This window comes from Clostridium liquoris (assembly GCF_002995785.1).
In the GTDB taxonomy this organism is placed as follows: Bacteria; Bacillota; Clostridia; order Clostridiales; family Clostridiaceae; genus Clostridium_AO; species Clostridium_AO liquoris.
Genome location: NZ_PVXO01000005.1, coordinates 164092 through 175299 on the forward strand (window position 1 = coordinate 164092; position 11208 = coordinate 175299).

Sequence of the window (11208 nt, forward strand, 5' to 3'; positions counted from 1 at the left end):
ATGTATATAGCCTGTGGGGGTTATTCCCTTGCAGGCTCTTTTTTTATGCTCTGATTTAATTTAATTTTTACAAATCCTCAACTTCGACCTGTTCCCGCGGCTATTAGGTAGGAGGTGATTCTACATGAATCAGCATGAGGTTAAAAAAGTTATGAAGATCTCAGATGGGGTTATAGACAAAAGCACCGAATTAAAGAAAATGTCACAGGAGCAGCTACAGCGTGAGTTTGATTATATTCAAGCAGAGAAATTACTTAGAAAGATGCTCCAAAAAGGTTTAATAACGGAAGCAGAATTCAACAAGATAGAGGCACTTAATCGCCAATCTTTCTCTCCTTTTTTAGCGGAGATAATGCCCTGAATTCGTTGATATATAAGGGTTTCAGAGGTAATATGTGACCTACCAAGAAGGAGGTGAGGCGATGAAAAAGATAACGAAAATAGAAGGAAATAAGGTTGCATCGATTATCAAACCTAAACTACGAGTGGCCGCATACTGTCGTGTTTCTACGGGTAGTGATGAACAGTTAGTAAGTCTACAAGCACAAAAATCCCATTATGAGACTTACATAAAGGCAAACCCAGAATGGGAGTATGTTGGCTTGTATTATGATGAGGGAATTAGTGGTACCAAAAAAGAAAACCGAACGGAACTTCTCAGAATGCTGTCAGATTGTGAAAACAAGAAGATTGACTTAATTATTACAAAGTCCATTAGTAGGTTTGCGAGAAACACTACGGATTGTTTGGAGATGGTTCGTAAACTGCTGGACATTGGGATTTATATCTACTTTGAGAAAGAGAATATCAATACCCAATCAATGGAAAGTGAACTGATGCTTTCTATATTAAGTGGGCTTGCAGAAAGTGAGTCAATCTCCATTTCGGAAAATAACAAGTGGGCAATTCAAAGGAGATTTCAGAACGGAACTTTTAAGATTTCTTACCCACCATATGGCTATGACAACATTGATGGTCAAATGGTGGTAAACCCTGAGCAAGCAGAAATTGTGAAGTATATTTTCGCAGAAGTATTATCAGGCAAGGGTACACAGAAAATAGCAGATGATCTTAATCAGAAGGGTATCCCTTCCAAAAGAGGCGTTCGTTGGACTGCTACCACAATTCGAGGAATTCTAAAAAATGAGAAATATACCGGGGATGTTATACTGCAAAAAACCTATACAGATTCCCGTTTTAATAAGCGCACCAATTATGGTGAGAAAAACAGATATTTAATAGAAAATCATCATGAGGCAATTATCAGCCATGAAGTGTTTGAAGCAGTAGAGGCTGCCTTAAATCAAAGGGCAAAAGAAAAGGGAATAGAAAAGCGTAATGATAAGTACCAAAACCGGTATTCTTTCTCCGGAAAAATTATTTGCTCGGAATGTGGTAGCACCTTTAAAAGACGAATTCATTCATCCGGCACAAGAAAATATGTAGCCTGGTGTTGTAGTAAACACTTAAAGCAGATAACAGAATGTTCAATGCAGTTTATTCGAGATGAGGATATAAAGACGGCCTTTGTTACTATGATTAACAAGCTGATTTTCGGAAGAAAACTTATTCTACAACCACTATTAGATGCTTTGCGTGGAATGAGCAACTCAGATAACCTTTCAAGAATTCAGGAATTAGAGAAGCAAATTGAAAAAAATGCAGAACAGAGAGAACTGCTTGTAAAGCTTATGGCAAAGGGGTATCTAGAACCTGCCCTTTTTAACAGAGAAAACAATGAACTGCAAATGGAAGCAGATAATTATATGGGTCAAAAAGAAGCTTTAATTCATGCTTTAAATGGAGAATTATCAAAGGTGCAGGAAGTCAGTAGCTTAATAAAGTTTACAAATAAGGCTGAAATGATAAACATATTTAACGAGCAAATTTTCAACGATCATATTGAAAAAATTATCGTTTACTCAAGGGTAGAGATAGGTTTCGTTATGAAATGTGGAATCACACTAAGGGAAAGGATGTGAGAAAAGTGGCACATACGCCTTATGGCTATAGGATAGAGAATGGAATAGCAGTTATCGATGAAGAAAAAGCTGAAAAGGTTAAGAATTTGTATAAGGGCTACTTATCAGGCCTTTCCTTATCGGTCGCGGCAAAGTCTGCTGGAATAGATGCTTATCATGGAACTGCTGGAAGGATGCTAAGAAATGAACGTTATCTTGGTGATGATTATTACCCTGCCATCATTGATAAAGAAACCTACGAAAAAGCAGAAGCAGAGAGGGTAAAGAGAGCGAAAAAGCTAGGCAGAATCTTTGAACCCAAGACAGAAGATAAACCTACTATTTCTAAGAAATTTACCATAGGACAAGTAATTCAGAAGCATACAAATCCTTTTACACAAGCGGAATTTGTATACAGCTTAATAGAAAGTGAGGGACAGCAAGATGGCAGTTAATAAAAATGTAATGATTATACCTGCAATAAAACGTATGGGCAACAATCGAAAAGAAGATGAAACACCAAAACTTCGGGTCGCTGCTTATTGCCGAGTTTCCACAGACAGTGATGAGCAGGCTAGTAGTTACGAAGTGCAGATTGAACACTATACAGAGTTTATCAAGAAGAATTCAGAGTGGGAATTTGCAGGGATCTTTGCTGATGATGGCATCAGCGGCACAAATACAAAAAATCGCGACGAATTTAATCGAATGATTGATGAGTGCATGGCTGGGAAAATTGATATGGTTATTACCAAATCAATAAGCCGATTTGCTAGAAATACCTTGGACTGTCTACAATACATCAGGAAACTTAAAGATAAAAATGTAGCAGTATATTTTGAGAAAGAAAATATCAATACACTGGATGCCAAAGGTGAAATTATGCTTACCATTATGGCATCCTTAGCGCAACAAGAGAGCCAGTCATTAAGCCAGAATGTAAAGCTTGGCTATCAATACCGATACCAACAGGGAGAGGTAATGGTCAATTGTTCTAGGTTTTTAGGATATACCAAAGATGAAAATAAGCGATTAGTAATTGTGCCGGAGGAAGCTGAAATAGTCAAAAGGATTTACCGAGAGTATCTTGAAGGCTCAAGTATGGATAAAATCAAAAAAGGACTTGAAGCTGATGGCATACTTACGGGAGCGGGGAAAAAAAGGTGGCATACCAGTACTATAAGGAAGATATTAAGCAATGAAAAATATATTGGTGATGCATTACTCCAAAAAACTTACACAGTAGATTTTCTTACAAAAAAGAGGGTTGTAAATAACGGTATCGTACCTCAATATTATGTTGAGAATAGTCATGAAGCCATTATCCCGCGTGAAATTTTCATGCAGGTACAAGAAGAGTTAGTTCGTAGAAGTAGAGGACATATAAGTACTAGTGGAAAGAAAAGAAACTTTAGTTCAAATCATGTATTTTCGCAAATTATCTTCTGTGGTGAGTGTGGCGAAATATACCGTAGAGTTCATTGGAATAACCGAGGTAAAAAATCGATTGTTTGGAGATGCGTCAGTAGACTTGAGAATACAGGGTTAACTTGTCATTCCCGAACCGTGCTGGAGGATATGATAGGCCTTGCTACGGCGGAGGCAATTAATAAACTAATAGGGCAAAAGGATGGCTTTTTAACTATCTTAAAGGAAAATATAGAAACAGTGATAAGTGAAACGGACAATAATATTGTTTCCGAGATAGATAAAAAGCTAGAGGAATTACAAAAAGACCTTTTGAGACTGGCCAATTCCAAAGAGGATTATAACGATATAGCCGATGAGATTTACAGGCTCAGAGAGGAAAGGCATAAGGCTTTAGCAGAAGAAGCTGGCAAAAAAGGCTCCAAGCAAAGGCTAGAAGATATGGAAAAATTCCTTAATGAACAATCCACCCTCCTGGATGAGTATGATGAGTAACTAGTAAGGAGACTTATAGAGAAAATAACGGTCTATGATAATAAACTAACTATTGAATTTAAATCTGGTGTAGAAGTAGATGTATAAACATAACCTACATGAATGACCACCATTCAGGAGAAATATTCTCTTGATTGGTGGTTTTCTTCTTATTGACTGGAATTGGTAAAAGGAATATAATCTTATTAACAATGTTGTTGATATTGTTATTGATGAGGAGATGACAACATGAGTGATGTTAATGAGTTACTAGAACAAGCTATTAAGGAAACTGAAAACTTGAATGAAGGTGAAGTCTTTCTTGTAAAAGATCTATTCAAGGGTTATGTATGGAATAGAATACCTAGAAAGGATCGGCTTCTGCTTGGGACTTTATTTTTAAACTACATAAATAAAATGGAAGGTAATATAAAGGCTATTGAAAAAACTTCATCTAATCAGCAGAGGTATAAAAAGATTAACTCTGGATACTAGCTGAAATGATTTATTGCCTTTTTACTAATATTCCTAAGAATAGCAAAATCACATGCGAGAGGTGGTGAAAGAATGCTAAGCATTGAGGAATACATTGCACGAAGGAAAAAGGAAGATAAATTCAATGAATTTGACATTGATTCACGTGCACAAAATATGAAAATCTGTGTTGATTATGTATTTGAGTATTTTAACAACTATCTGAATATTACGGAAGCTGAGGAAAAAACAGTACTCCATAATGAAAAGTTGGAGAAATATCGTAAGCAGCTAAGAGAGTATGATCCTGAAGTTAGAGAATGGGCTGTTAGTATTTATAATGAGTACGGGAAGCAAATACACAGATACATTGGAAACATCATGAAGGAGAATGACCTTTTCTTTTTATATAATACTGATAGTGAATTTAGAAATGCTTCATATGATTGTTATTCACGACTAATTAAAAGGTTACCATTTCTTAAGGATCAGACAGAAATGCTTTTTCTTTTTATAAAAGAATATCATAGGGTAGAAAGTGAGCAAAAGTTTAATTTTGGGATACCGTCAATATCGGAAGAAATTACTGATTGGATTGAGAAAACCTGGGCAAAGCATCAAGTAAATCTTCTTGCCTTTGCTTATGATTGGATAAACAGTTTTTTTGATAATGAGGATATTTGGCCCTCAACACATAGAAGAAAGAGTCAATATAATTGGAGAAAGTACGATTATGATTATAGGCAAAAAAGTAACCTTTTTAATCTTGATTCTTTGTATAGAAAAATGCCGAAAAAGTCCTTTATAAAAGGTAGAAAGCAGGAATTTGAGATATTATTTATGTACTATTGGCTTCACGATATGGAAGGCGATGACGAGGGATATTGGCAGGAATATTTAGAGAAAGTGTTACCTACTTTGAAAAAGTTATAGTTATTAAATATTAGGTGAGGTGAAAAAAATGAATGATAAAGAAATAATTCTTTCAAAAATTGCAGAAATAGTTAGCAGACCAGGCTTTTTTATAAGAAAAAACTCGGAATTTAAGGCCAGATTAAAATGTGTGGGGCTTAATGACCTTTACGAAAAATATATAGACTATCTGGTGCCATATTTCTATAATCAAGGTTATGCGCACAAATTCGAGAATAATAACGAAGAATACGATGTGTTCTTAGGTTTAGATAGTATTTTCTCGGATTTATATAAGGAAAACAGGCATGAGGATATTATCAACCTGCTAAAAGAAATAACAAAATCTTTCAATGTAAGATACATTTGCGAAAATGGCGTTGAAGACTTTGAAGAACTAGCTAAACTTTACGAGATTTTAGGATTAAACATATCCATTGAATTTGAAAAAGTTAAAGTTTCTGCTTGTATGGAAAGTGACTTTGTAAGAGTAAGTGAGATGTTTTCTGTTGAATCATGGATAAAAAGTAACCATATAGAAGTATATGATGCTTACAAATCTGCAGTTGACGCTTATACACAAGGCCATTCAGGAGCTTGTATTGAATCATGTAGGACGTGTATTGTAAGTATATTTTCAAAATATAAGGGGACTGAAAAGTTTGCAAAATGGATGAGAGGTGTCTTTAATACTAGTGGAGACAGTGCAACTGCATCAGTCGCTGACTTAGATAGGGCCCTTAAATCAGATTTAAGAAAAGAAGATTTAGCAGAATTTTTTAATGAAAATAAAGATGGAAAGCTGACAAAGACAAAAACAATTTATATGATTTACTCTATGATGTCTGATTACGGAACCCACAGAAATGAGAATGCTATTGAATTGCCGACAGTTGAAGATGCGCTGTTTTGTTTGAGATTAACTGATAGCATTTTATTTTGGGTATATTCAAAAAACAAATAGCGATTTTTATTAGTTAAGGAGTGAATAAAATGTCCGACGTAAAAAATGCGTATGATCAGATTATTGATTTCTTGAACAATGAAACAGAGAAAACATTATTACTACGAGGTATCGCTGATAAGGAAAAGCATCAGGCCCTTCTTAAAGCTTTGAATGCTCAAGGGAACTTGAAAGGACTAATTAATTTAATTCATACAACAAAAGATGGAATGGAGAATTTCTTTCGATGGGCGGAACTTTATAAAGTTAACGTACCGAAGAAATATGGGCAAGGAATGAAATTATCCAATCTTACAATTTTCTTTGATAATCTGACCACTAAAAGTAGTAGTGATAAATATGATAATTATGCCTTCGATTTTATGATTGTATGGCCAATTCAAAGTGTAACAAAAAATGAAAAAGAGATTCAGATGCTGAAAGAAATGGCCGAACGTCAAAAGACAAAAAAGATCATTTACAATGCTCCCATAGGCTGAGACACGGGAGCGTGATAAATAAGTTATAATGAAGCCATGGAAAAACGGAACCGATATACCCCAGAATTTAAAACGAAGGTCGTGCTTGAGGTTCTTCAGGAAGAGCAGACCGTGAATCAAATTGCCGCCAAATATGAGCTGAATCCGGTGATGATCAGCCGGTGGAAAGCCGAGTTTCTTGAGCGAGCCTCGATGGTGTTCGAGAAGGGAACCAGTGAAGCGGACAAACTGAGAAAGGAGTACGAGAGCAAACAAGAACATCTGGAAAAGCTGGTCGGTCAACTAACCGTGGAGATCGACTGGCTCAAAAAAAAATCTGGCCTTAAATAAATCCGTCAAAGAGCGCCAAGCCATGATTGAGCGCGATCATCCCACAATTAACATTAAGCGCCAAGCTTCTTTGTTAGGTGTTAATCGTACAAGTGTGTACCGCAAGCCCGCAGGAACGGAGGAGAGCGCTGAAAACATTCAAATCATGCACGTGATTGATGCCATCTACACCGACAAGCCCTTCTTCGGGTACAGGCGGATCACCGTCAAACTGCGGGAAATGGGTTTCAACGTCAATCGCAAACGTGTACGGCGTCTGATGAGACTCATGGGGATTCACGGAATCCATCCACAGCCCAATTTGAGCAAGCGACTGCATGCAAAGTACGTTCGCCCTTACTTGTTACGGGGACTGGACATCCATCGCCCCAATCACGTTTGGGGAGTAGATATCACATACCTTCGCATGGGGAAAGGATTTATGTACCTGTTCACCATCATAGACTGGTTCAGTCGCAAGGTGGTTGATTACGAGTTGTCGAGCACGCTAGAGAAAGGGTTTGTCATGACCTGTCTGAAACGAGCATTTCGTCGCTGTAAGCCAGAAATCATCAACAGTGATCAAGGCAGCCATTTTACGAATGCAGATTATCTCAATCTGTTGGCAGAACATGAAATCCAGGTATCGATGGATGGCAAGGGACGTGCGACGGACAACAGTCGTACAGAACGATTCTTTCGAGCTTTAAAGTATGAATGTATCTATCTGAATGAATTTGAAAATCCACGAGAATTACGGAAAGGCATCAAACGGTACGTCACGTTCTACAATACGGACCGTCCTCATCAATCTTTGGACTATGCAACACCAGACAGGATTTACTACGAGCATGTAACATCGGTAGCATAGGCAGCTTTACATGGAGGGGCGGGCATGATAGGCTAGTTAGCCTCGCGATGCTAGCTTACTAGCCATCGCCCGATCGCGAGCAGTCATGCCCGCAGAGGCTCCATGTCAAGCGGCCTTCGGAACGGTACCACCATTCAAAAAGATGGGAGGACATAACTTATTTTCGTTCTCAAAGTGTCTTGACAAAGGGGGGCATTACAATTTATCTTACAATTAAGGAACCTTGGTACAACCCTGATTCTTTAGATTCTATTGTGGATCGAGTGATAAAACTGGACTGTGAGAATGATGACCCAAAAGAATATCAGCGTATTCTAGCCGCCTACGAAGAGGATATGAAAAGGCGCTATTAAGTTAGATTATATGAATTAACAGTATTACTTGGGAGGAATTTAGCATGGCTACTTTTTGGGATTTTATGAAATTAGATAGGAATTTGAACGGAGGGATTACATGGTAAGTAAAACTGACGCTATTGAGATAATAACGTACGCTGAAGAAAATGGAATTAACATATGGATTGATGGCGGTTGGGGAGTAGATGCACTATTAGAAGAAGAAACAAGAGTACACAACGATATTGATTTATTTGTGGAAGAAAGTAATGGTAAAAAGTTTATTGAAATATTAAAAGAAAATGGCTTTACTGAAGTTATCGAAGCATATACCACCACATCTCATAAGGTTTATAAGGATAGTAAAGGTAGGATAATTGATCTTCATATATTTAAATTCAACGAACAAGGATACATTGTTTTTGAGGGAGAAGCATATCCTCCAGAAGTCTTTAGCGGCATTGGGAAAATAGGCGATAAAATGGTCAGATGTATTGATGCTGAATATCAAGTGTTATTTCATCTAGGCTATGAGCATGATGAAAATGATGTGCATGATGTAAAACTATTGTGTGAGAGATTTAATATTCCTATTCCGAGTGAATACAAGTAACCAACAATTGTGCTGAAAAGCACATTCGGTTTAACTATGCAAATTTAGTGGATATGTTCCCGCCTACCGATAGTGCAAAAAGTGGCGATGACGTGTTTCCGACTACCGACAATGTAAAAGACATCAATCCACCCCGCTCGTTGCACGTGGAGACGGTGGTATTGATGTCAAGGGATGAGAAGTAAGGGGCTACTGAAAATACTGATGAATAAAGGGTTTCCTGACATTGCATTTTTCGTTCGAAAATTTTTACGAAGACGCTAATGCTGGGAAGCCATTATTTTTATTGTTCGAGGAAACATATCAACTGCCCTAAAAACGATGGATTGAGTTGATAGATTGGATTTTTTACTGGGGTTGAGGAGATAGAATAGATGAATATTGATACACAGCATTACCTTAGGTAATTAAAAGTCTTATTTTGTGAATTGTCAATATATATTTACTTTTTGTAAATATATATTGACAATAACATAGGGAAGTGATATTCTTACAACAAGATTAAATGGAGGTAAAATGTATGAAGTTAAATATTATCATCAATCAGAATTGTATAGAAGGAATGAAAACCCTTGAAGACAATGCAGTTGATTTGATTATAGCAGATCCGCCTTATAATTTATCAAAAGGTGGTGAGTGGAAATGGGATAATAGTGTAAAACTTGCGGGAATGGGCGGCAATTGGAACAAGGTTATGGAGAGTTGGGACAATATGTCTTTGTTGGAGTACTTTTCCTTTACAATTACTTGGCTAACTGAAGCGCAAAGAATTCTAAAACCAACTGGTTCTATGTGGATTTTTGGTACATATCACAACATTGGAATTATAAATGTAGTTTGTCAACTTCTTAATATAGAAATTATTAACGAAGTTATTTGGTATAAGCGTAATGCCTTTCCTAATTTAGCTGGTAGGCGATTAACTGCTAGCCACGAAACTATACTCTGGTGTAATAAAGGCGGTAAAAAGCGAGAGTATTACTTTGACTATGAATATTCTAAAAATGGTAATTTTGATTACGATTCTTTAAAGCAGCCTGGAAAACAGATGAGAACTGTATGGGATATATCTAATAACAAAGAGAAACGTGAATTAGAATATGGGAAACATCCTACCCAAAAGCCTCTAAGGATTCTTAAAAGAATGATTCAACTTTCATCAAGAGAAGGAGATATTATGTTAACACCTTTTTCAGGGGCTGGTAGTGAATGTTTAGCAGCTAAGGAACTTGGCCGAAACTATCTAGGGTATGAAGTTGACCCTCAGTATGTAGATATTGCACATAAAAGATTGGAAAATGCTATGATAAATAATCAAATAAATATTTTTGATAGTATTAACAAAGGTGAAGAATAATGAAAAAGTATATAGCTGATGAGAAAAAGATTAGGAAAACCATGATTGATAAAAATATAAAAACAATAAATGAACTTTCAAGACTCTCAGGGGTTTCAAAACCAAAAATATACGAATTTCTCAATGGGAAAACACCGTTGCAGACTACATTTGTTAGATTAGCAGAGTTTTTAGAAATTGATCCAAATGAATTAATTGTTGAGGTAGAAGAAGATGAATATTAATATTAAGCCAGTTATTAAATGGAGTGGAAGCAAACGCAGTCAAGCTTTTGAAATAGTTAATAAAATTCCAAAACATAACAAATATTTTGAGCCCTTTTTAGGGGGCGGTTCTATAATGTATGCTTTGAATCCTAGTAACGCTATATGCTCAGATATTTGTGAACCTTTAATAAAATTATGGGATGTTATTAAGAAAGACCCTATTGGTTTGGCAGATTATTATCGTGAACAATGGGAAAGGATGCAAGAGGAAGGTTATCAGGTCTATTATGAAATAAGAGATGAATTTAACAGTTCATTTTCTCCGTATAATTTGTTGTTTTTATCACGTACATGTGTTAATGGATTAATTCGATTTAACAGTGATGGTCAATTTAACAATTCATTACATTACTCAAGGAAAGGAATTAATCCAGAAACCCTTAGAAAAATTATCTTAGATTGGTCGAGCCGTATACAAACTGTAACCTTTAAAACATGTGATTATAAAGAGGCTACAAAAGAAGCCGGTGATGGTGATTTTATTTATCTTGATCCGCCATATTTTAATACGAAAGGTCGCTATTATAACCTATCCACAATCGATTTTGATGAGTTTTTCGATTATATAAAAGAGCTTAATAATCGAGGTGTTAAATGGGCGCTGTCTTTTGATGGGAAAACTACCAATAAAGATTATAGTGTACAGCTGCCAGAGGATCTATTTGTTAACCATTATTATTTGCACGCAGGAAAATCAGCGTTTAAAAAAGTAATGGATAAACAGAGCAATACGGTGTATGAATCATTGTATACAAATTATTAAAA

12 protein-coding genes and 1 pseudogene are annotated in these 11208 nt (G+C 36.2%); all 13 read left to right on the forward strand.

Translation table 11 applies throughout. From position 1 onward, the window contains the following. Window positions 1-124: 124 nt before the first annotated feature. A complete protein-coding gene (locus CLLI_RS01180) occupies window positions 125-361 on the forward strand; it encodes an SHOCT domain-containing protein (protein WP_106062435.1) in 237 nt (78 codons plus the stop codon). A gap of 61 nt (window positions 362-422) precedes the next feature. Beyond that, window positions 423-1982: a recombinase family protein gene (locus tag CLLI_RS01185; protein ID WP_106062436.1), complete on the forward strand. Its 1560-nt coding sequence runs from the start codon at window positions 423-425 to the stop codon at window positions 1980-1982. 5 nt (window positions 1983-1987) lie between these two features. Further along, on the forward strand, window positions 1988-2416 hold the full coding sequence (locus CLLI_RS01190) for a recombinase family protein (RefSeq protein ID WP_479723238.1): 429 nt from the start codon (window positions 1988-1990) through the stop codon (window positions 2414-2416). Then, window positions 2406-3971, forward strand: a pseudogene (locus tag CLLI_RS01195) (recombinase family protein). Before CLLI_RS01190 ends, CLLI_RS01195 begins: the two are co-directional and overlap by 11 nt. 141 nt (window positions 3972-4112) lie before the next feature. Further along, complete coding sequence (locus CLLI_RS01200; RefSeq protein WP_106062438.1) at window positions 4113-4358, forward strand: single-stranded DNA-binding protein; 246 nt, start codon at window positions 4113-4115, stop codon at window positions 4356-4358. Window positions 4359-4430: 72 nt separating this feature from the next. Further along, a complete protein-coding gene (locus CLLI_RS01205) occupies window positions 4431-5270 on the forward strand; it encodes a hypothetical protein (protein ID WP_106062439.1) in 840 nt (279 codons plus the stop codon). Window positions 5271-5298: 28 nt separating this feature from the next. Next, window positions 5299-6213: a hypothetical protein gene (locus CLLI_RS01210; protein ID WP_074365814.1), complete on the forward strand. Its 915-nt coding sequence runs from the start codon at window positions 5299-5301 to the stop codon at window positions 6211-6213. Between the two features lie 29 nt (window positions 6214-6242). Continuing rightward, window positions 6243-6692 (forward strand): hypothetical protein, encoded by a 450-nt coding sequence (locus CLLI_RS01215; protein ID WP_207655050.1) that lies wholly within the window; start codon window positions 6243-6245, stop codon window positions 6690-6692. A 36-nt stretch (window positions 6693-6728) separates the two neighbouring features. Next, a protein-coding gene (locus CLLI_RS01220) for an IS3 family transposase (RefSeq protein ID WP_423236789.1) occupies window positions 6729-7872 on the forward strand; the annotation gives its coding sequence in 2 pieces (ribosomal slippage) (window positions 6729-7000 and window positions 6999-7872; 1146 coding nt in all). 453 nt (window positions 7873-8325) lie between these two features. After that, window positions 8326-8820, forward strand: a complete 495-nt coding sequence (locus CLLI_RS01225) for a nucleotidyltransferase domain-containing protein (protein ID WP_106062441.1) — start codon at window positions 8326-8328, stop codon at window positions 8818-8820. Between the two features lie 520 nt (window positions 8821-9340). Then, complete coding sequence (locus tag CLLI_RS01230; protein WP_106062442.1) at window positions 9341-10177, forward strand: DNA-methyltransferase; 837 nt, start codon at window positions 9341-9343, stop codon at window positions 10175-10177. After that, the gene (locus CLLI_RS01235) at window positions 10177-10401 is read left to right on the forward strand and encodes a helix-turn-helix domain-containing protein (protein ID WP_106062443.1); all 225 of its coding nucleotides are present in this window, start codon (window positions 10177-10179) and stop codon (window positions 10399-10401) included. The genes CLLI_RS01230 and CLLI_RS01235 overlap by 1 nt, the downstream gene beginning before the upstream one ends. Next, the gene (locus CLLI_RS01240; RefSeq protein ID WP_106062444.1) at window positions 10391-11206 is read left to right on the forward strand and encodes a DNA adenine methylase; all 816 of its coding nucleotides are present in this window, start codon (window positions 10391-10393) and stop codon (window positions 11204-11206) included. The genes CLLI_RS01235 and CLLI_RS01240 overlap by 11 nt, the downstream gene beginning before the upstream one ends. Window positions 11207-11208 lie beyond the last annotated feature (2 nt).